General features: G+C 52.9%; 21 protein-coding genes. 11 read left to right on the forward strand and 10 right to left on the reverse strand.

Features of this window, described 5'->3' with window-relative positions; translation table 11 throughout:
* Positions 1–93 precede the first annotated feature (93 nt).
* Both asd and mscM read left to right on the forward strand, forming a co-directional pair.
* Positions 94–1,059, forward strand: coding sequence for an archaetidylserine decarboxylase (asd, locus tag ACUY4S_RS21030; protein ID WP_312690221.1), 966 nt, complete (start codon positions 94–96; stop codon positions 1,057–1,059).
* Between the two features lie 22 nt (positions 1,060–1,081).
* Positions 1,082–4,414, forward strand: a complete 3,333-nt coding sequence (gene mscM / locus ACUY4S_RS21035; RefSeq protein WP_458023514.1) for a miniconductance mechanosensitive channel MscM — start codon at positions 1,082–1,084, stop codon at positions 4,412–4,414.
* 81 nt (positions 4,415–4,495) lie between these two features.
* Here mscM and epmA read toward each other — a convergent pair whose 3' ends face one another.
* Positions 4,496–5,473 carry an elongation factor P--(R)-beta-lysine ligase gene (epmA, locus tag ACUY4S_RS21040; protein WP_312690225.1) on the reverse strand — a complete coding sequence of 326 codons (978 nt, stop codon included), beginning with the start codon at positions 5,471–5,473 and terminating at the stop codon, positions 4,496–4,498.
* Between the two features lie 306 nt (positions 5,474–5,779).
* Here epmA and frdA point away from each other — a divergent pair, with 306 nt between their 5' ends.
* The 5 genes from frdA to ACUY4S_RS21065 all read left to right on the forward strand — a co-directional run bounded on the left by frdA (position 5,780) and on the right by ACUY4S_RS21065 (position 9,688).
* Positions 5,780–7,570, forward strand: a complete 1,791-nt coding sequence (gene frdA, locus ACUY4S_RS21045) for a fumarate reductase (quinol) flavoprotein subunit (RefSeq protein WP_312690227.1) — start codon at positions 5,780–5,782, stop codon at positions 7,568–7,570.
* Positions 7,563–8,297 carry a succinate dehydrogenase/fumarate reductase iron-sulfur subunit gene (locus tag ACUY4S_RS21050; RefSeq protein WP_312690228.1) on the forward strand — a complete coding sequence of 245 codons (735 nt, stop codon included), beginning with the start codon at positions 7,563–7,565 and terminating at the stop codon, positions 8,295–8,297. Before frdA ends, ACUY4S_RS21050 begins: the two co-directional genes overlap by 8 nt.
* 10 nt (positions 8,298–8,307) lie before the next feature.
* Positions 8,308–8,703, forward strand: coding sequence for a fumarate reductase subunit FrdC (frdC, locus tag ACUY4S_RS21055; protein ID WP_312690230.1), 396 nt, complete (start codon positions 8,308–8,310; stop codon positions 8,701–8,703).
* Between the two features lie 10 nt (positions 8,704–8,713).
* Positions 8,714–9,073, forward strand: a complete 360-nt coding sequence (gene frdD, locus ACUY4S_RS21060) for a fumarate reductase subunit FrdD (RefSeq protein WP_458023515.1) — start codon at positions 8,714–8,716, stop codon at positions 9,071–9,073.
* Positions 9,074–9,157: 84 nt separating this feature from the next.
* The gene (locus tag ACUY4S_RS21065) at positions 9,158–9,688 is read left to right on the forward strand and encodes a lipocalin family protein (protein WP_312690234.1); all 531 of its coding nucleotides are present in this window, start codon (positions 9,158–9,160) and stop codon (positions 9,686–9,688) included.
* Here ACUY4S_RS21065 and sugE read toward each other — a convergent pair.
* Positions 9,685–10,002, reverse strand: a complete 318-nt coding sequence (gene sugE / locus ACUY4S_RS21070; RefSeq protein WP_312690502.1) for a quaternary ammonium compound efflux SMR transporter SugE — start codon at positions 10,000–10,002, stop codon at positions 9,685–9,687. The genes ACUY4S_RS21065 and sugE overlap by 4 nt on opposite strands.
* A gap of 265 nt (positions 10,003–10,267) precedes the next feature.
* Between sugE and ACUY4S_RS21075 the strand changes: the two genes are divergently transcribed.
* Positions 10,268–10,885, forward strand: coding sequence for a helix-turn-helix transcriptional regulator (locus ACUY4S_RS21075; RefSeq protein ID WP_458023516.1), 618 nt, complete (start codon positions 10,268–10,270; stop codon positions 10,883–10,885).
* 32 nt (positions 10,886–10,917) lie between these two features.
* On the opposite strand, the gene ecnB is transcribed toward ACUY4S_RS21075, so the two are convergent.
* From ecnB to efp, 3 genes are all read right to left on the reverse strand, one after another.
* Positions 10,918–11,061: a lipoprotein toxin entericidin B gene (gene ecnB, locus ACUY4S_RS21080; protein ID WP_192466363.1), complete on the reverse strand. Its 144-nt coding sequence runs from the start codon at positions 11,059–11,061 to the stop codon at positions 10,918–10,920.
* A 107-nt stretch (positions 11,062–11,168) separates the two neighbouring features.
* Entirely contained in the window at positions 11,169–11,300 is a 132-nt protein-coding gene (locus tag ACUY4S_RS21085; protein WP_312690504.1) for an entericidin A/B family lipoprotein, read from the reverse strand.
* A 57-nt stretch (positions 11,301–11,357) separates the two neighbouring features.
* Positions 11,358–11,924, reverse strand: coding sequence for an elongation factor P (gene efp / locus ACUY4S_RS21090; RefSeq protein ID WP_312690240.1), 567 nt, complete (start codon positions 11,922–11,924; stop codon positions 11,358–11,360).
* Between the two features lie 40 nt (positions 11,925–11,964).
* On the opposite strand from efp, the gene epmB reads away from it, so the two are divergent.
* A complete protein-coding gene (gene epmB, locus ACUY4S_RS21095) occupies positions 11,965–12,993 on the forward strand; it encodes an EF-P beta-lysylation protein EpmB (RefSeq protein ID WP_312690242.1) in 1,029 nt (342 codons plus the stop codon).
* Between the two features lie 79 nt (positions 12,994–13,072).
* On the opposite strand, the gene ACUY4S_RS21100 is transcribed toward epmB, so the two are convergent.
* The 4 genes from ACUY4S_RS21100 to ACUY4S_RS21115 all read right to left on the reverse strand — a co-directional run bounded on the left by ACUY4S_RS21100 (position 13,073) and on the right by ACUY4S_RS21115 (position 17,657).
* Positions 13,073–14,710: a methyl-accepting chemotaxis protein gene (locus ACUY4S_RS21100; RefSeq protein WP_312690244.1), complete on the reverse strand. Its 1,638-nt coding sequence runs from the start codon at positions 14,708–14,710 to the stop codon at positions 13,073–13,075.
* 292 nt (positions 14,711–15,002) lie between these two features.
* Positions 15,003–15,356, reverse strand: coding sequence for a DUF4156 domain-containing protein (locus ACUY4S_RS21105; protein WP_312690246.1), 354 nt, complete (start codon positions 15,354–15,356; stop codon positions 15,003–15,005).
* Between the two features lie 321 nt (positions 15,357–15,677).
* Positions 15,678–17,324: a chaperonin GroEL gene (gene groL / locus ACUY4S_RS21110; RefSeq protein ID WP_312690248.1), complete on the reverse strand. Its 1,647-nt coding sequence runs from the start codon at positions 17,322–17,324 to the stop codon at positions 15,678–15,680.
* Positions 17,325–17,363: 39 nt separating this feature from the next.
* Positions 17,364–17,657: a co-chaperone GroES gene (locus tag ACUY4S_RS21115; protein ID WP_007372708.1), complete on the reverse strand. Its 294-nt coding sequence runs from the start codon at positions 17,655–17,657 to the stop codon at positions 17,364–17,366.
* A 252-nt stretch (positions 17,658–17,909) separates the two neighbouring features.
* Here ACUY4S_RS21115 and yjeH point away from each other — a divergent pair, with 252 nt between their 5' ends.
* Positions 17,910–19,166: an L-methionine/branched-chain amino acid transporter gene (gene yjeH, locus ACUY4S_RS21120; RefSeq protein WP_312690250.1), complete on the forward strand. Its 1,257-nt coding sequence runs from the start codon at positions 17,910–17,912 to the stop codon at positions 19,164–19,166.
* Positions 19,167–19,191: 25 nt separating this feature from the next.
* On the opposite strand, the gene ACUY4S_RS21125 is transcribed toward yjeH, so the two are convergent.
* The gene (locus ACUY4S_RS21125; protein ID WP_312690252.1) at positions 19,192–19,662 is read right to left on the reverse strand and encodes an FxsA family protein; all 471 of its coding nucleotides are present in this window, start codon (positions 19,660–19,662) and stop codon (positions 19,192–19,194) included.
* Between the two features lie 339 nt (positions 19,663–20,001).
* Here ACUY4S_RS21125 and aspA point away from each other — a divergent pair, with 339 nt between their 5' ends.
* The gene (gene aspA, locus ACUY4S_RS21130; RefSeq protein ID WP_312690254.1) at positions 20,002–21,438 is read left to right on the forward strand and encodes an aspartate ammonia-lyase; all 1,437 of its coding nucleotides are present in this window, start codon (positions 20,002–20,004) and stop codon (positions 21,436–21,438) included.
* Positions 21,439–21,528: the final 90 nt, after the last annotated feature.

A 21,528-nucleotide genomic window follows, 5' to 3' on the forward strand; every position in this document is an offset into this window, starting at 1 on the left:
CCTAAGCATCGCTAGAATCGTCCCCCATTTGGAAAAGGATCCGGCGCACAGCGGCGGATCAGGAACGACAAAAACAATGGCCTGGAGGCTGCTTTGTTAAACTCATTTAAACTTTCGCTACAATACATTCTGCCGAAACTGTGGCTCACTCGCCTGGCGGGCTGGGGCGCAAGTAAGCGAGCGGGCTGGCTGACCAAACTGGTTATCGATCTGTTTGTGAAATACTTCAAGGTCGATATGAAAGAGGCACAAAAGCCAGACACCGCCAGCTATCGCACGTTCAATGACTTCTTTGTTCGTGCATTGCGCGACGAGGTTCGCCCACTGAACACCGACCCGAACGTGCTGGTGATGCCGGCAGACGGCGTGATCAGCCAGCTTGGTGATATTGAAGAAGATAAAATTCTGCAAGCCAAAGGTCATAACTACAGCCTTGAAGCCTTGCTGGCGGGCAACTACCTGATGGCCGATCTGTTCCGCAATGGTAGCTTTGTCACCACCTATCTGTCGCCACGCGATTATCACCGCGTTCATATGCCCTGCAACGGTATCCTGCGTGAAATGATTTATGTGCCGGGGGATCTCTTCTCCGTCAACCATCTGACCGCACAGAACGTACCGAATCTCTTTGCCCGTAACGAACGCGTCATTTGCTTGTTTGATACCGAGTTTGGCCCGATGGCGCAAATCCTTGTCGGTGCAACCATTGTCGGCAGTATCGAGACGGTATGGGCTGGCACCATTACCCCGCCGCGCGAAGGCGTCATCAAACGCTGGACCTGGCCTGCGGGCGAGAGTGAGGGCGCGGTCGCCTTACTGAAAGGTCAGGAAATGGGCCGCTTCAAACTCGGCTCCACCGTCATCAACTTGTTCGCGCCGGGCAAAGTGAAGCTGGCGGAACAACTGCAAAACCTGTCGGTCACTAAAATTGGCCAGCCGCTGGCCGTATCCAACGAGCCTTTCGTCCCCGCCGCTGAACCGGCACCGTTGCCGGAAGCGGAAATTAAAGCAGAACACGACGCCAGCCCGCTGGTTGACGATAAGAAAGACGAAGGCTAATCCCCAACCCAGGAAGACTGACGTGCGCCTGATTATCACTTTTCTGATGGCCTGGTGCCTCAGCCTGGGGGCCGTAGCTGCTACGGCCCCCGATGCCCGACAAATTTCACAAGAACTGGAGCAGGCCAAAGCGGCGAAGAACACGCCGGAGCAGGCCGAAACCATTGAGGTGCTCCAGGCTGCGTTGAATGCACTCGAAGAACGCAAAGGTTCCCTTGAGCGTGCGCAGCAATATCAGCAAGTCATTGATAACTTCCCCAAGCTTTCCAGGACATTACGTTCGCAGTTGGATAACCTGCGCGACGAACCGAAAGCCGTTCCCACCGACATGAGCAGCGATGCGCTAAATCAGGAGATCCTCCAGGTCAGCAGCCAGTTGCTGGAGAAAACACGCCTGGCACAGCAGGAACAGGAACGTGCGCGGGAAATCAGTGACTCCTTAAACCAGTTGCCGCAACAGCAAACTGATGCCCGCCGCCAGGTGACTGAAGTAGAACGTCGCCTCAGTTCGCAAACGGCAGCCACACCGCTGGCGCAAGCGCAAAATCTTGCCGCGCAGGCAGAGTCAGCGAAGCTGAAAGCGCAGGTCGATGAGCTGGAACTGGCGCAACTCTCAGCCAATAACCGCCAGGAGCTGTCGCGCATGCGTTCAGAGCTGGCGCAGAAGCAGAGCCAGCAGTTGGATACGTACCTGCAGGCCTTGCGCAACCAGCTTAACAGCCAGCGCCAGCGCGAAGCGGAACAGGCGCTTGAAAGCACCGAATTGCTGGCGGAAAACAGCGCCAACTTACCGGCAGGTATCGTCGAACAGTTCCGTATTAACCGTGAGTTGTCGCAAGCGTTGAACCAACAAGCGCAGCGGATGGATCTGGTGGCCTCTCAGCAACGCCAGGCCACCAGCCAGACCTTACAGGTGCGCCAGGCGCTTAATACCCTGCGTGAGCAATCACAATGGCTGGGCGCATCCAATATGTTGGGCGAGGCGTTGCGCGCGCAGGTTGCCCGTCTGCCGGAAATGCCCAAGCCACAGCAACTGGATACCGAAATGGCGCAGTTGCGTGTGCACCGCATGCGTTATGAAGATCTGCAAAACAAGCAGCCACAGCTACGGCAAATCCGTCAGGCTGACGGCCAGCAGCTGACTGCCGAGCAAGGGCGTATTCTGGAAGCGCAACTGCGCACGCAGCGTGAGCTTTTGAATTCCCTGTTGCAGGGCGGGGATACGCTCATCCTTGAACTGACCAAACTGAAGGTCGCCAACAGCCAACTGGAAGACGCACTGAAAGAGGTGAATGAGGCAACCCACCGTTATCTATTCTGGACAGCGGATGTCAGCCCGATAACCTTTAGCTGGCCCATTGAAATCGTTCAGGACCTGCGTCGCTTGCTGTCGCTGGATACCGCCAGTCAGTTGGGGAAAGCCAGCGCCATGATGCTGACCAGCAAAGAGACGCTGTTCCCGCTGTTTGGCGCGTTAATTCTGGTTGGCTTCAGCATCTACTCGCGCCGCCATTTTACCCGCTTTCTGGAGCGTTCCAGCGCCAGAGTGGGTAAAGTCACGCAGGATCATTTCTGGCTCACCATGCGCACCGTGTTCTGGTCGATCCTTGTTGCCTCTCCCCTACCGGTACTGTGGGCGACACTGGGGTATGGTTTGCAGGAAGCCTGGCCCTGGCCGCTGGCGGTGGCCATTGGCGATGGCGTAACGGCCACCGTACCGCTGCTTTGGGTTGTGATGATCTGCGCAACCTTTGCCCGTCCAACGGGGCTGTTTGTCGCCCACTTTGGCTGGCCACGCAACCGTGTTGCTCGTGGTATGCGTTACTACCTGATGAGCATTGGCTTGATTGTCCCGCTGATTATGGCGCTGATCATGTTTGATAACCTTAACGACCGCGAATTTTCCGGATCGCTGGGCAGGCTGTGTTTTATTCTGATCTGCGGCGCGCTGGCGCTGGTGACACTGAGCCTGAAACGAGCCGGTATTCCCCTTTATGTGGATAAAGGCGGCAATGGCGATAATATGCCGAACCACCTGCTGTGGAACCTGCTGATGAGCGCGCCGTTGATTGCCATTCTTGCGGCAGCTGTCGGCTACCTTGCCACAGCGCAGGCACTGCTGGCGCGGCTGGAAACGTCGGTGGCTATCTGGTTCCTGCTGCTGGTGGTGTACCATATTATCCGTCGCTGGATGCTGATTCAGCGTCGCCGTCTGGCCTTTGAGCGCGCACGTCATCGCCGTGCGGAAATCCTCGCGCAGCGCGCACGCGGAGAGGATGAACCCGCCCATCAAACCAGCACGGAAGGTGTGGCCGACGTCGATGAAGCCGAAGTTGATCTGGATGCTATTAGTGTCCAGTCGCTGCGGCTGGTGCGCTCGATCCTGATGCTGATTGCGTTGTTGTCGGTCATTGTGCTGTGGTCGGAGATCCACTCTGCATTCGGTTTCCTCGAAAACATCACGCTATGGGATGTCACATCTACCGTGCAGGGTGTGGAAAGTCTGGAGCCGATTACGCTGGGCGCGGTGCTGATTGCCATTCTGGTCTTTATTATCACCACCCAACTGGTGCGTAACCTTCCGGCTCTGCTGGAACTGGCTTTGCTACAACACCTGGAGCTGGCGCCGGGAACCGGTTACGCCATCACCACCATCACCAAATATCTGCTGATGCTATTTGGCGGGCTGGTGGGTTTCTCCATGATCGGTATTGAATGGTCGAAATTACAGTGGCTGGTGGCAGCACTGGGGGTAGGTCTTGGGTTTGGTCTGCAGGAAATCTTCGCTAACTTTATCTCTGGCCTGATCATCCTGTTTGAAAAACCGATCCGCATTGGCGATACCGTAACGATCCGCGATTTGACGGGCAGTATTACCCGCATCAATACCCGCGCCACAACGATCAGCGACTGGGATCGTAAAGAGATCATCGTACCGAACAAAGCGTTCATCACTGAACAGTTTATAAACTGGTCGCTATCAGATTCAGTAACCCGTGTGGTACTGACGGTGCCAGCGCCAGCAGATGCCAACAGTGAAGAAGTGACGCAAATCCTTAACGCCGCAGCCGAACGCTGCTCGCTGGTGCTCGACAATCCCGCACCGGAGGTGTTCCTGGTTGACCTGCAACAAGGGCTACAACTGTTTGAACTGCGTATCTATGCCGCGGAAATGGGGCACCGCATGCCATTGCGCCATGAGATTCATCAGTTGATTCTGGCGGGCTTCCGCGAACACGGTATTGATCTGCCCTTTCCACCGTTCCAGATGCGTCTGGAGAGTCTGGACGGCAGGCGCAGTGCGAGAACGCTCACCTCAGCAGGTAAGAGCTCACGCCCGGCAGGCAGTTTATAAACATGCTGCGCCGGAAGGCGCAGCATGTTACTGGCAGAGAGTAGCCGTCCGGAGGGAAATCAGCTACGGGTGATGAGACACTTATGCCCGATCGACGGTAAAAGCGATCACGTCCGCCAGGCTTTCTGCCTGCAACGCCAGCATGATCAGGCGATCAACGCCTAACGCCACACCGGAGCAGTCGGGAAGCCCGGCCTTCAGTGCTTCCAGCAGGTTCATATCCACCGGTTGCTGCGGTAAACCCCGCGCCGCACGCTTGCGGTTGTCCTGCTCGAAACGCTGTTGTTGTTCACGCGCATCGGTCAGCTCGTGGAAACCATTCGCCAGTTCAATGCCCTTGAAATACACCTCGAAGCGCTCCGCCACCCGATGATCTTCCGTACTGATTTGCGCCAGCGATGCCTGGCTTGCCGGAAAATGGTAAACAAACGTTGGACGATCTTTACCGATCTGCGGCTCTACGCCCATGGTGAAAAGCAGTTGCAGCAACGTATCGCGATCTTCTTCGCTATCGGCGATATTGCTCAGATCGAGCTTTGCCGCGACTTCACGCAGTTGGGTTTTATCGGCAGAGAGCGGATCGATTTCCAGATAGCGCTGGAATGCCTGCTGATAGGAGAGCGATTCCGCCGCCGGGCATTCCAGCACCTGCTGCAGTAAATCATCCACCTCGTTCATCAGACGGTACATGTCGTAATGCGGACGATACCACTCCAGCATGGTGAATTCAGGGTTGTGATGACGACCCATCTCTTCATTGCGAAAGCTTCTGCACAGCTGGAACACCGGGCCGCAACCCGCAGCCAGCAGGCGTTTCATGTGGTATTCCGGGCTGGTCATCAAGTAGAGATTCAGACCCTGAGAGTGGCCGGGACCAACAAAACGGGTTTCAAACGGGAACAGGTGAATATCCGTTACCGTCGCCTGGCTCATACAGGGCGTTTCCACCTCAAGTACGCCACGATCGGCAAAGAATCGACGGATCTCCGCCATCATTGCCGCGCGTTTCAATAGGTTGGGGATGGATGCGCTCGGCTGCCAGGTTGCCGTCTCGCTCATGGTACTTTCTCCATATTCAGACAAGGGGACGAAGTCTACCCGCATCGATCCACAGAGACAAATTTTGCACAGAAAATTTTCAGTTATGTCGTCTATAAATAGAGAGGACGGATTAAGTGATGATATCAATCAACTTCAGTGACGCATCACACGACAGAACAGCAAAAAAATCGAACACATCAAATTTCCCTTCGATCCCTACGGTTATACTGCCCTTACCCAAAAAGGAGCAGTGGAACATTTCCGCAATTACCTAAAGCGCTTCAGGCTTATCGTTGCGGAACAACAATAATCTGGAGGAATGTCGTGCAAACCTTTCAAGCCGATATCGCTGTGATTGGCGCAGGCGGAGCAGGATTACGTACCGCGATCGCCGCGGCGCAAGCCCACCCTAACGCCAAAATCGCATTGATTTCAAAAGTCTACCCCATGCGCAGCCATACGGTTGCCGCAGAAGGCGGCTCTGCCGCCGTGGCCCAGGATCATGACAGCTTCGAGTATCATTTCCACGATACCGTCTCTGGCGGTGACTGGCTTTGCGAACAGGATGTCGTTGACTATTTTGTGCACCATTGCCCGACAGAGATGACTCAGCTTGAGCAGTGGGGCTGTCCGTGGAGTCGTCGCCCGGATGGTACAGTCAACGTGCGCCGCTTCGGTGGGATGAAAATCGAACGCACCTGGTTCGCGGCCGATAAAACCGGCTTCCACATGCTGCATACACTGTTTCAAACCTCGCTGCAGTTCCCGCAGATCCAGCGCTTCGACGAACATTTCGTACTCGATATCCTGGTCGACGATAACCACGCTCGCGGCCTGGTCGCAATGAACATGATGGAAGGCACGCTGGTGCAAATCCGCGCCAATGCCGTTGTGATGGCTACCGGTGGCGCCGGCCGTGTTTACCGCTACAACACCAATGGCGGCATTGTGACCGGTGATGGTATGGGCATGGCGCTGGCACACGGCGTTCCGCTGCGCGACATGGAATTTGTTCAGTATCACCCGACCGGCCTGCCAGGTTCCGGTATTCTCATGACGGAAGGTTGTCGTGGCGAAGGCGGGATCCTCGTGAACAAAAACGGCTATCGCTATTTGCAGGATTACGGCATGGGGCCAGAAACACCCCTTGGCGAGCCGAAAAACAAATATATGGAACTTGGCCCGCGCGACAAAGTGTCGCAGGCATTCTGGCACGAGTGGCGCAAAGGCAACACGATCTCAACACCGCGCGGAGATGTAGTGCATCTGGATTTACGCCACCTTGGCGAGAAAAAAATCAAAGAGCGTCTGCCATTTATTTGCGAACTGGCGAAAGCCTACGTGGGTGTCGATCCTATCAAAGAACCGATTCCAGTTCGCCCGACCGCGCATTACACCATGGGCGGTATCGAAACCAATCAGAACTGTGAATCCCGCATTACCGGTCTGTTTGCCGTTGGTGAATGTTCTTCCGTGGGGCTGCATGGCGCCAACCGTCTCGGCTCGAACTCGCTGGCGGAACTGGTGGTGTTTGGCCGCCTCGCGGGCGAACAGGCGATGGAACGCGCCGCCACGGCAAGCCGTGCCAACGACGATGCCCTCAACGCGCAGGCTGCGGACGTTGAGCAACGGCTGAAAGCGCTGGTTAACCAGAATGGCACCGAAAGCTGGGCGAAAATTCGCGATGAAATGGGGGAGTCAATGGAAGAAGGCTGCGGTATTTACCGTACGCCAGAATTGATGCAGAAAACCGTTGATAAGCTGGCGGAGCTGCAGGAACGCTTTAAACGCGTACGTATCACCGATACTTCCAGCGTCTTCAATACGGATGTGCTTTACACCATTGAACTGGGCCATGGCCTGAACGTTGCCGAATGTATGGCGCACTCTGCGCTGGCGCGTAAAGAGTCCCGCGGCGCGCATCAGCGTCTGGATGAAGGCTGCACAGAACGTGATGATGTCAACTTCCTCAAGCACACTCTTGCCTTCCGCGATGCCGACGGCTCAACGCGACTGGAGTACAGCGACGTGAAAATCACGACACTGCCCCCGGCGAAACGCGTCTACGGTGCAGCGGCTGAAGCGCCCGAGAAGAAGGAGACGAACAATGGCTGAGCTGAAGAATCTGAAAATCGAGATCGTGCGCTATAACCCGGAAGTGGACAATGCGCCGCACAGTGCCTTCTACGATGTCCCCTTCGATGAGGCAACGTCGCTGCTCGACGCGCTGAGCTACATCAAAGACAACCTTGCTCCGGATCTGAGCTATCGCTGGTCGTGCCGTATGGCGATCTGTGGTTCCTGCGGGATGATGGTCAATAAAGTGCCAAAGCTGGCCTGTAAGACCTTCCTGCGTGATTACGAGAAAGGGATGAAAGTGGAAGCACTGGCGAACTTCCCGATTGAGCGCGATTTGGTGGTCGATATGACTCACTTTATCGAGAGTCTCGAAGCCATTAAGCCTTACATTATTGGCAATACGCGCACACCCGATCAGGGACCAGGTACGCAGACGCCGGCACAAATGGCGAAATATCACCAGTTTTCTGGCTGTATTAACTGCGGTTTGTGTTATGCCGCCTGCCCGCAATTCGGCCTCAATCCTGAGTTTATTGGCCCGGCAGCGATTACGCTGGCGCACCGCTACAATCTGGATAGCCGCGATAAGGGTAAAGCGGAGCGTATGGGGCAACTGAACAGCAAGAACGGCGTATGGAGCTGTACGTTTGTCGGCTACTGCTCGGAAGTCTGTCCGAAGCATGTCGATCCGGCCGCTGCTATTCAGCAGGGCAAGGTAGAAAGTTCGAAAGACTTTCTTATCGCCACCCTGAAACCACGCTAAGGAGCGCATTATGACGACTAAACGTAAAGCCTGGGTTCGTCCTGTTCCCGCAAGCTGGTGGAAACAGCTGCCGTTTTATCGCTTCTATATGCTGCGTGAAGGCACGGCGGTAGCGGCGGTCTGGTTTAGCATTGTGCTGATCTTTGGGTTGTTTTCCCTCAAACATGGCCCGGAAAGCTGGGCCGGTTTTGTCAGTTTCCTGCAAAACCCGGTTGTTGTGATCCTCAACCTTATTTCACTGGCAGCGGCGTTGCTGCATACCAAAACCTGGTTTGAACTTGCGCCAAAAGCATCGATCATCATCGTAAAAGGCGAAAAAATGGGGCCAGAGCCGGTTGTGAAAGGGCTTTGGGCAGTTACAGCTGTGGTCACGGTAGTGATCCTGTTTGTCGCACTGTTCTGGTAAGGAGGCCAAAGTGATTAACCCGAATCCAAAACGTTCCGACGAACCCGTATTCTGGGGCTTGTTTGGCGCAGGTGGTATGTGGAGCGCTATCGTCGCTCCGGTTATCATCCTGCTGGTTGGCGTGCTGTTACCTCTGGGCTGGTATCCCGGAGAAGCGCTGAGTTACGAACGTATCCTGGCGTTTGCACAAAGCTTTGTCGGTCGCGCTTTTCTCTTGTTAATGATTGCGTTGCCGGTGTGGTGTGGTCTGCATCGTATTCACCATATGATGCATGATTTAAAAATTCACGTGCCGAGCGGCAAATGGGTCTTCTACGGCCTGGCCGCTATCCTGACGGTAGTAACGCTTGTCGGCGTAATTTTTATTTGATACCTGTCGCTCTCCTGCATTCGCAGGAGAGCATATTTCTCGCCAGCGTCTATACCTGAAAGAAACAGCTGGAAGGAAAATACCATGCGTCTGCCGCTCATCATCGTTATGCTTGCCGCTGCGTTTTTGGTTTCTGCCTGCAGTTCCCCTACTCCTCCCGACGGCGTGACAGTGGTTCAGAATTTTGAAACCCAACGTTACCTCGGCAAATGGTATGAAATTGCCCGTTTGGATCACCCCTTCGAGAGCGGTCTGGAAAAAGTCACCGCGACTTACAGCCTGCGTGATGATGGCGCGCTGAATATCATCAACCGTGGCTATAACCCGGATCGCGGCATGTGGCAACAAACCACCGGCGAGGCCTGGTTCACCGGTGACCCGCGCACCGCGGCGCTGAAAGTTTCCTTCTTTGGCCCGTTCTACGGGGGTTATAACATCATCGCGCTGGACGATGACTACCGCTACGCGCTGGTTTGCGGGCCAGACCGCAACTACCTCTGGCTCCTGTCGCGCACGCCAACACTTCCTGAGAAGGTCAAACAACAGATGTTAGCTATCGCGGCGCGACAAGGCTTCGCCGTTGAAAAATTACTCTGGATTAAACAAGCGCCTTAATGGGTGCTGAGTTTCAGACCGATAATACCTGCGACAATAAGACACAGGCTGACGATACGCGCCAGACTTGCGGATTCACCAAGCAGGACAATGCCGGCAATAGCCGCGCCGACCGCGCCAATACCGGTCCAGATAGCGTATGCCGTTCCTACTGGCAAGGTTTTCATTGCCCATGAGAGCAACAGCACGCTGGCGATCATCGCGGTAACAGTAATGATACTCGGCGTTAAGCGTGTAAATCCCTGCGTGTACTTCAGGCCGATAGCCCAAACCACTTCCAGAAGACCTGCAATAAGAAGAATAAACCAGGACATCATTGGCTCCGTTGCGGGGCCGTCCCCAGTGAGAATTGGCGCAAACGGGTCGTCCCGTTTGGCGTTTGAACAGGGAACAGATTTTGACCGTTTCAGAGTATTATTTCAACATTTTTGCTCTTACCCAATTTTAGGGGGTTAAAGCAAGAAATAGCCACTGTTCGCAGCGCAGTTCAGGCATTTATTAAGCAGATATACATCCTATGATGAATCGCTTTCCTGAATACAGGAAGTCGTGCGCCACCTTCTGACTGCGAATAATGATATGTTCAAAATTCTTGTGATTGACCGTTGTTACTTCACCCGTTCAGGGATGGAATCCTGGCTCAATCAAACTGATTTGTTTCCCGCGTCATTCCTTGTGACCGCACTGCATAACTTAATGTTAGCGAAAGAACATATTGTGCAATGGCAACCGGATTTGATCATCGCCGATCTCCATGGATTTAAAAGCGAAATTCATCATAGTCAGCAGCTTGCTTCACTCTTTTCTGTTTGCGGTGAAGACAACCAGCTTATCTTGCTGGAGTCGGGTGAGGATGCACAACTCTCCACGTTTTACGCGCAATTCAAGGTAAAAGCGAAGCTGCAAAAAACGGAATCATTAGAGTCGCTTGCCCGTACCATTGATGCAATGGTGCTGGCCCGCCCGTTACGCGCCATTCCACGTATCGTCACGCCGTTACTCACAAAGCAGGAAGAGAAAGTGTTAACTCTGTGGATGGAGGGGAAAAGTAACCAGATGATTGCCAACAAAATGAGCATTAACGGCAAAACGGTTTATACCTACAAGCGCAATATCAGAATGAAATTGGGAATGGGGAACCGCTTTACACCGTTCCTGTCACTGCCCGAGAACCCACTGCCGGAAAACCCAAATTAACGGTACGGCGTAAGCCGTACCGACAGGGATGACTACTGCGCTCGTGTTGCCGCACCAGAAATCGCGCTACCGCCTTCGGAGATATCCTGACCGACGCCACGCGTCGTGTTACAAGCGGTCAGAACCGAAGAAAGGACCAGTACAGAAAAGATCGCAGCAATTGTCTTCTTAACCATAATATCTTCCTTTTGTGACCAATATTGTTTGTGTATAGCCACTTAAGCATAGACAAGATCCCGGCATATGACCGGAACGGAAGCATTTTTAAGAAGATGTGAAGTTTTTAGTTCGCCGCGCGGGAAATAACATGACCAAGACTCTGGATGTCTTCACCGACGCCGCGCGCGGTATTACAGCCAGAAAGAAAGGCACAACTGATAAGCATTAGTGAGAGGAATTTCGCAAAACGTTTCATCATCCCTGCCTGCAAAGTTCTGCGGCGTAGCACTGCGCTACGCCGACATCGCGATGATTATTTCACGCGGGAAACGTATTCGCCAGAGCGGGTATCAACTTTAATCACTTCACCGATCTGCACGAACAGCGGCACTTTCACCACGGCGCCAGTGCTCAGAGTAGCCGGTTTACCGCCAGTACCGGCAGTGTCGCCTTTCAGACCTGGATCGGTTTCAACGATTTCCAGTTCGACGAAGTTCGGCGGCGTTACGGAGATCGGCTGGCCGTTCCACAGGGTCACGATGCATTCAGCCTGATCCAGCAGCCATTTTTCGTTGTCGCCAATTGCTTTAGCATCAGCAGAGAGTTGTTCGAAGGTTTCGTTGTTCATGAAGTGCCAGAACTCACCGTCGTTGTAAAGGTAAGTCAGGTTCATATCGACAACGTCCGCGCCTTCTGCGGAATCAGTAGATTTGAAGGTTTTCTCAACACGTGTACCGGTCAGCAGGCGACGCAGTTTCACGCGCGCAAATGCCTGGCCTTTGCCTGGTTTTACGAATTCGCTGGCTTCAACCGCGTACGGCTCGCCGTCCATCATGATTTTAAGACCGGCACGAAAATCGTTGCTATAGTAAGTCGCCATAAGGCCCTCTGAAATTGTTAACTGGTAGCTAAGCCACAAAATGGCGCATATTGTAACCCTAAAAACCCCGTCCAGAGAAGATTGGTTATTGCAACTTAACGATGTAATCACCGATCCGGATGAACTGTTACGTCTTTTAAAGATAGACAATGACCCTAATTTAATCGCTGGTAGCGCGGCAAAGCGGCTGTTTCCCCTGCGCGTTCCTCGTGCATTTGCTGCGCGCATGCAGCCTGGCGATCCTAATGATCCACTTTTGCGTCAGGTACTTACCACATCGGAAGAGTTTCTCGCTGCGCCAGGTTTTACCACCGATCCACTGGAAGAACAAAGCAGCGTTGTGCCCGGACTGCTACATAAATACCGCAACCGCGCTCTGCTTCTGGTCAAAGGAGGCTGCGCGGTAAATTGCCGTTACTGCTTCCGCCGCCACTTCCCCTATGCCGAGAACCAGGGTAACAAGCGCAACTGGCAAGGTGCGCTGGATTATATTGCTGCCCATCCGGAACTGGATGAGATCATTTTCTCTGGCGGCGATCCGCTGATGGCCAAAGATCATGAACTGGACTGGCTGATCGAGCAGTTGGAAGCGATCCCGCATATCAAACGGCTGCGCATTCACAGCCGTTTGCCGATTGTTATACCGGCTCGCATTACCGATACGCTGGCAGCACGGTTTGCGCGTTCGTCATTGCAGATTTTGTTGGTTAACCATGTGAATCACGCACAAGAAATTGACGGTGATTTCCGGGCTGCTATGGGTAAATTACGCCAGGCTGGTGTGACATTGCTCAATCAAAGTGTGCTGCTGCGCGATGTCAACGATAACGCCCAGGCGCTGGCGGCATTGAGTAATGCCTTATTCGATGCGGGAGTGATGCCGTACTATTTGCACGTGCTGGATAAAGTTCAGGGCGCGGCACATTTTATGGTGAGCGATGAAGAAGCGCGTAAGATCATGCGCGAATTGCTGACGCTGGTTTCCGGTTATATGGTGCCTAAACTGGCTCGTGAGATTGGCGGTGAGCCCAGTAAAACGCCGCTGGATTTGCAACTGCGCCAGCAATAAAAAAACACGGCTGCGCGCCAGGCGGAGCAACACGCAGCCGTGAAAACAAGCCCCTTTACCGGGGATTCGTTATTCCCTGTTAAAATTTCTCCCACCCTTCATCATCAGCGCTGGAAATAGAGACAACAGACCGACTGTTTTTGGCGGAAAGCGAAGAGGCCTTCATTTCCTGCTGGCCTGGCAGACGGAACACATCCACAAGTTGTTGCAGTTTCATCGCCTGATCCTCAAGGCTACCGGCCGCCGCAGAAGACTCCTGTACTAACGAGGCGTTTTGTTGCGTAGTGGTGTCCAGTTCGGACATGGCCTGCGCAATCTGCGTGATCCCGCGATCCTGCTCATCCGAGGCAGCGGCAATTTCCTGCATCAGATCTTTCACTTGCATGACAGAATGTACGATGCCATTCATTGCTTCACCGGCCAGATCAACCTGTCGGGAACCATCTTCAACATAGCTCACCGACTCTTTGATCAGACTTTCGATCTCTTTCGCTGCCTGGGCGCTACGCTGCGCAAGGGAGCGGACTTCCCCGGCAACAACAGCAAACCCTCTTCCCTGATCGCCCGCACGAGCAGCTTCTACCGCGGCGTTGAGCGCCAGGATGTTGGTCTGGAAAGCAATGCCGTTAATGACAGACGTGATTTCAGAAATTTTATTCGAGCTTTCAATAATGTCTTTCATACGGCTAACGGTGGCGCTAACGACTTCGCCCCCTTGCGACGCCGCCTGTGATGCCGCAATCGCCAACTGGCTCGCCTGATGCGAGTTTTCCGCGTTCTGTTTCACCGTCGAGTTGAGTTCTTCCATACTCGCCGCCGTTTCTACAACCGCAGCGGATTGCTGCTCGGTGCGCGCAGAAAGCTCATTGTTGCCCATGGCAATCTCATTCGCTGCCGTATTGACTGAAGAGGACGCGGAACGCACCATCTTCAACGATTCGGCCATCCGGGCGATGAGCTGGTTGAATGCGCTGGCAGCCTGCCCGATTTCATCCATTTTCCCGGTATTCAGTGAGTAGCTGAGATCCAATTTTTCACTGATATTCACCATGCCGTCTTTCATTTCATTCAGTCGGCGACGAATATTAAGCACCGTCACCAATCCAAACAGACCCAGCGAGATCGTGGCAATAAGAGTGGTTGAAATGGATAATACGATTGAGCGGGAAATAAGTGCACTGCTTTGTTGTTGCGCGGCATCGACCAACTGCGTGTTATAGGCCACCTGGTCGGAAAAATCACTTATTAACAAATTAATATTACTTGCAATCATGCCATCGCTCTGCATGGCGTTTGAAACCGCTACGCGATCATTCGCTTCAGACAGTTTAAAATATTCATCCATCAGCCCTCTGAATTTATCCAGATCGGCAAGAGATTTTTTAGACTGTTCTATATCATGGGCATCAACGGTTAACTCTTTCAAATAATATTGATGCATGTTATACAATTTATTGTATGTCTCTAATGCATCTTTTTTTATTTTCGCCATCTCAACAGCGTCGTCAGACAGTGCGTGGAGGAAAAGCTGCCCACGAACGGCCATTATCTGCAGCATCTCAGAATTCATCGCGTCAAGACTGGGTAAGGTATTCTCCTGAAACGTCTCCTCTGATTTACTGATCTCCTGAAGCGAAATCATCGCAATAAGGTTCGTGCCGATAAGACTGATTATCAGCAAAGAAAAAGAAAGCAATAAGCGCTTGGTAATATTCATGCAAAACTCCCAACACCATCTCAATTAAATTATGAAGCATGCGGGAAATCCATTTCGCAATTCTTCCTGCTTGGGGATATCGGCAGATGGTGAAAACACTTTATCTGTTCCTTTAAAAAAAACAAAAAAGTGAGAGGTATAATGGCTTAAATCATTATTTTAAAAAACAACATTCATGGAGATTATTTAGCAGCAAATAAATATAGGGGAATAATATATATAATAATAAAGTTATTTTCTTTTTATTAAATAAATCACTCCCGTCATGGTTAACGGGAGTCGTCATGCATACTCAGTTTTGGCACTTATAAACCTGGCCGGTCATTTCGCTGGCTGTAGGTACAAAGCTGGACAACAGACCTTGCGTCGGACTGGTTACACCATACAGCACGTTACCGCCCATGGCGGCCGCCTGGTTGCGCAGGGCGTTTGCCGCGCCACGCATAGAGCCGCCTTCTTCCCCGTGCTGTCCAGAAAGCCAGTTGCTCTGCTTACCGGTTGCTGTGCCAAGGTACTGGCAATTAGCAGCAGGTTTATCCTCTACCAGGCGCACATTCTGCCCGCCAGAGGACAAATCGCTACTGCTGCTACACCCAGCCAACAACAGCGCAACACCAACCATCCCCACGAAATGTTTTACGTGCATGTTATTCCCCATAATCAATGAGCTGGACGCAAGTCGTCCGTGTGTAAACCTTATACTAAAAAGATGACCAAAAGAAAAATGCCGTCATCGCAGGCCGCACAATTCGGGACAGATAACGGCAAACAGGGTGTGTTTCACTTTCGTGTTGAGCAATGTTGTTTACGTACCACTTCAACATTCATATTGAGATACAGGCAGGCACCACCGACTCTGACCAACCGCGGTGAGTGGCAAAATGCAATAAAAAAAGAGCGGGGATTAACCCGCTCTTTTTCGATGAACTCACATCAGGGCACGCCCTGACTGTGTGTCCGGCAGCAATTACATCATGCCGCCCATACCACCCATGCCGCCCATACCGCCAGCAGCACCTAAGTCCGGCGCGTCGCCTTTAGGCAGGTCAGTAACCATGCACTCGGTGGTGATCATCAGGCCGGCTACGGAAGCCGCGTACTGCAGTGCAGAACGGGTCACTTTAGTCGGATCCAGAATACCCATGTCGATCATGTTGCCGTATTCTTCGGTCGCTGCGTTGTAACCGTAGTTACCGTCGCCACCTTTCACAGTGTTAGCTACAACTGACGGTTCTTCACCGCAGTTCAGCACGATCTGACGCAGCGGAGCTTCCATTGCGCGCAGCGCAACTTTGATACCCACGTTCTGGTCTTCGTTCTGGCCTTTCAGGTCAGCGATTTTGCTTGCTACGCGAATCAGCGCCACGCCGCCGCCAGCAACCACGCCTTCTTCTACCGCAGCACGGGTCGCGTGCAGGGCATCTTCAACGCGGGCTTTTTTCTCTTTCATTTCAACTTCGGTAGCTGCACCGACTTTGATAACTGCCACGCCGCCTGCCAGTTTCGCTACGCGTTCCTGCAGTTTTTCACGGTCGTAATCGGAGGTCGCTTCTTCGATCTGCTGACGGATCTGAGTAACGCGGCCCTGAATTGCGCTCTCTTCACCCACGCCATCGATGATGGTGGTGGTGTCTTTGTTGATCACAACACGTTTAGCCTGACCCAGGTCTTCCAGAGTTGCTTTTTCCAGTTCCATACCGATTTCTTCAGAAATCACGGTACCACCGGTCAGGGTTGCAATGTCCTGCAGCATGGCTTTACGACGGTCGCCAAAGCCCGGCGCTTTAACCGCAGCCACTTTCACGATACCGCGCATGGTGTTAACCACCAGCGTAGCCAGTGCTTCGCCTTCAACATCTTCAGCGATGATCAGCAGCGGTTTACCCGCTTTAGCTACTGCTTCCAGAACCGGCAGCATTTCGCGGATGTTAGAGACTTTTTTATCTGCCAGCAGGATGAACGGGCTTTCCAGTTCTACTGCGCCCGTTTCCGGCTTGTTGATGAAGTACGGAGACAGGTAGCCGCGATCAAACTGCATACCTTCAACCACGTCCAGTTCGTCCTGCAGACCGGTGCCGTCTTCAACGGTGATCACGCCTTCTTTACCCACTTTGTCCATCGCTTCGGCGATGAGCTTACCAACGGTTTCGTCGGAGTTCGCGGAGATGGTACCAACCTGAGCAATTGCTTTAGAGTCAGAGCACGGTACAGACAGCGCTTTCAGTTCTTCAACCGCAGCAGCGACAGCTTTGTCGATACCACGTTTCAGATCCATCGGGTTCATGCCCGCAGCAACAGCTTTCAGGCCTTCAGTAATGATGGATTGCGCCAACACAGTCGCGGTGGTGGTGCCGTCGCCCGCAGCGTCATTCGCTTTAGAGGCTACTTCTTTCACCATCTGCGCGCCCATGTTTTCGAACTTGTCTTCCAGCTCGATTTCGCGTGCTACAGAAACACCATCTTTGGTGATGGTCGGCGCACCGAAAGATTTATCCAGAACCACGTTACGGCCTTTCGGGCCGAGGGTAACTTTCACTGCATCTGCCAGAACGTTAACGCCGCGCAGCATTTTTACACGAGCGTCGTTACCGAATTTTACGTCTTTAGCTGCCATTTTCTCTTTCCTTAAATTCGTTCAGGTTCGCGCGTGAACTTACGCTTCAACAATTGCCAGAATGTCGCTTTCGGACATGATCAGCACTTCTTCATTGTCGATTTTCTCGGCTTTAACACCGTAGCCGTCGTTGAAAATCACGATATCGCCCACTTTCACGTCCAGCGGTTGCACTGTACCGTTTTCCAGGATGCGGCCCTTACCGACAGCGATGATTTCGCCACGAGTTGATTTGCCTGCTGCAGAACCGGTCAGAACGATGCCGCCAGCGGATTTGGATTCAACTTCTTTACGTTTGACGATCACACGATCATGTAACGGACGAATACTCATTGATAGCTCTCCTTTGAGAAAGTCATTATCAGTTATGGATGACGCCGGGCCGCACAGGGTTTCCGGCTGGTGACCTGAGAGATGGGGTTCGATATTTCCCCCTTCAAGGGGGAAGAACAAAAAAAATTTACGAAAGTGCCTGCTACCCCATAACCCTGCGCTATACCCCCATTGCTGGCAGGTGTCATTAAGCCATAAGTAAAATCGATTGTGATAACATCAAGCCTCTTTACAGCAGGCGGACAAAGGTTCATGAGCGGATTAAAACAAGAGCTGGGATTAGCCCAGGGCATCGGGTTGCTTTCCACCTCCCTACTCGGCACCGGCGTTTTTGCGGTACCCGCGTTGGCGGCACTGGCGGCAGGCAATAACAGCCTGTGGGCGTGGCCGTTGTTGATCCTGTTGGTGTTCCCGGTGGCGATCGTCTTCGCCGTGCTGGGACGGCATTTCCCTAGCGCCGGCGGTGTCGCCTACTTTGTCGGCATGGCCTTCGGTCCGCGTCTGGAACGCGTCACCGGTTGGCTATTTCTCTCTGTTATTCCGGTGGGTCTGCCTGCTGCGCTCCATATTGCCGCAGGTTTCTGGCAAGGAATGTTTGGCTGGCAAGGGCCGCAATTATTGATCACTGAACTGGGTACGCTGGCGCTGATCTGGCTGCTTGGGACGCGCGGTGCAGGCTCCAGCGCTAACCTGCAATCGATCATCGCCGGGCTGATTGTTGCGCTGATTGTCGCCATCTGGTGGCGCGGCGGCATTCATTTCAGCGAAATCCTCTTTCCCCCGCTGTCGCAGGTGCCGGTTTCTGCGATGTCGGCATCGCTGGCGGTGATGTTCTGGTGTTTTGTCGGGCTGGAAGCCTTCGCGCACCTGGCTTCTGAGTTCAAAAACCCCGAGCGCGATTTCCCGCGCGCGTTGATCATCGGTTTGCTGCTCGCAGGCTCAGTGTATTGGGCTTGTACCGTGGTGGTGCTGCATTTCGACGTCTGGCGCCACGACGGAGCCGCCGCCTCCCTGCCGTTGATTGTGGTGGAACTCTTCGGTAAGCAGGCACTGTGGATAGCCTGCATTATTGGTTACCTGGCCTGCTTTGCCAGCCTGAATATTTATATCCAGAGTTTCGCCCGACTGGTCTGGTCGCAGGCGGCCTATAAGCCTGATGGCGCGCTGGCGCGACTGTCAAAGCGCCAGCTACCGCAAAATGCCTTAAGTGCGGTGATCCTCTGCTGTATGGTCTGTACCCTTGCGATTTACGCCTTCAGCATCGATCTCGATACGCTGATCATCTATGCAAACGGCATTTTCATCATGATCTATCTGCTGTGTATGCTGGCAGGATGCCGGCTGTTGAAAGGGCGTTATAAAGGGCTGGCTGTATTGGGTAGCGCGCTGTGTTTGCTGCTGCTGATCGTACCCGGGTGGAAAAGCCTGTATGCGGTGGTGATGTTAGCGGCGCTCTGGATCCTGTTACCCAAACGCCGCTCAACAACTATTCGTTCAGTACAGCCTTAGAACAGGCCCGGCGCCGGGCCTTATATCAGCGATCGTCTTTGTCTTCGAGGCGATTACGTGGATCATCCTTGCGCTGGTACTCCCCTTCAAAAGTGTCTCCACCGCCGCTTCCCGCGCTAAAACCCCCCCCCGGCATGCGCGAGAAGCGCAAATGCGGCATCAGTTTCAGCGTGAGATGTTTTTGCACTGGCGGTAATAATAAGAGCAGCCCGAGGAAATCGGTAAAGAAACCGGGCAGTACCAGCAACAGGCCTGCGATGATCAACGACACGCTTTTGATCATTTCTGCCGCCGGGCTTTCACCTTCCGCCATTTTCTGCTGCATCAGCATAAAATTCTTGAAGCCCTGGTTACGCACCAGCGACATGCCAATCACCGAGGTAAAGATCACCAGAATCAGCGTCATCAGCACCCCAAAGACATGCGCGACCTGAATGAAGATCGAAATCTCAATGTAAACGTATAAAAAAACAGCAATAAAAGGTATCCAGCGCACTGGGGTCTCCTGTCTGCGGACAGACGCCCTGTGGCGTCGTTCTGAATGAGTTTGCGAATTGCGTAATTACTCAGATGGAGACAAATCAGAAAAATTCAATTTCACAAGGGATGAAAATTTTTCTGGCGTCGCGAAGCGGTGACTCAATTCACATATTATTAATTCTGATGTCACGGCGAAGATAATAAGTGATCAAGATTACGGCATTTCGCTATCATCAGCATATCATTCCGGGTATCCGGCCGATTAAGGGGATAATCGTCGGTCGGAAAAGACACATAACCATATTAATACTGTGGTTTTGGTGTATTCATTCGTAGCTTGAAAAAGAAGGTTCACATGTTAAACAACATTCGTATCGAAGAAGACTTGTTAGGTACCAGGGAAGTGCCAGCGGATGCCTACTACGGCGTGCATACTCTGAGAGCGATTGAAAACTTTTATATCAGCAACAGCAAAATCAGCGACATACCTGAATTTGTGCGTGGCATGGTAATGGTGAAAAAAGCGGCGGCGCTGGCGAATAAAGAGCTGCAAACCATCCCTAAAAGTATCGCGAACGCTATCGTTGCCGCATGTGATGAGGTCCTGAACAATGGCAAATGCATGGATCAGTTCCCGGTAGATGTTTACCAGGGCGGCGCAGGCACCTCCGTGAACATGAACACCAACGAAGTGTTGGCTAACATTGGCCTGGAGCTACTGGGTCACCAAAAAGGCGAATACCAGTTCCTTAACCCGAACGATCATGTGAACAAATGCCAGTCCACTAACGATGCCTACCCGACCGGTTTCCGCATTGCGGTCTATACCTCGGTGGTCAAGCTGGTCGACGCGATCAAACAGCTCGGCGAAGGCTTTGAAAATAAAGCCGTTGAGTTCAAAGATATCCTGAAAATGGGCCGCACCCAGTTACAAGACGCGGTACCGATGACGCTCGGTCAGGAGTTCCATGCTTTTAACGTGCTACTGAATGAAGAAACCAAAAACCTGCTGCGTACGTCAGAACTGCTGCTGGAAGTGAACCTCGGCGCGACCGCTATCGGCACCCGCCTCAATACGCCGGATGGCTACCAACAACTGGCGGTACAGAAACTGGCGGAAGTGAGCAACTTGCCGGTCGTCCCGGCGGAAGACCTGATTGAAGCCACCTCTGACTGCGGTGCATATGTCATGGTCCATAGTTCGCTGAAACGCCTGGCAGTGAAGCTCTCCAAAATCTGTAATGACCTGCGTCTGCTCTCCTCCGGTCCGCGCGCCGGGCTGAACGAAATCAACCTGCCGGAATTGCAGGCAGGCTCCTCCATCATGCCGGCCAAAGTGAACCCCGTGGTGCCGGAAGTCGTGAACCAGGTGTGCTTTAAAGTGATCGGTAACGACACCACCGTTACGATGGCCTCTGAAGCGGGCCAGTTGCAGCTTAACGTGATGGAGCCGGTTATCGGTCAGGCGATGTTTGAGTCAATCCATATCCTGACCAACGCCTGCTACAACCTGCTGGAAAAATGCATTAACGGCATTACCGCCAACAAAGAAGTGTGCGAAGGCTACGTCTACAACTCTATCGGCATCGTGACCTACCTCAACCCGTTTATCGGCCATCATAACGGCGATATCGTCGGCAAGATTTGCGCCGAAACCGGCAAGAGCGTGCGTGAAGTCGTGTTGGAGCGCGGTCTGCTGACCGAAGCGGAGCTGGACGATATTTTCTCCGCGCAGAACCTGATGCACCCGGCATATAAAGCGAAACGGTTTACCGATGAAAGCGAACAGTAACAGTAACCCCTACGGTTAACCCGATAAAAGGCACGTCCAATGCGACGTGCCTTTTCTTTTGGATGGTTACTAAAATATAACAAACCGATA

The organism is Kosakonia beeri (assembly GCF_054165705.1).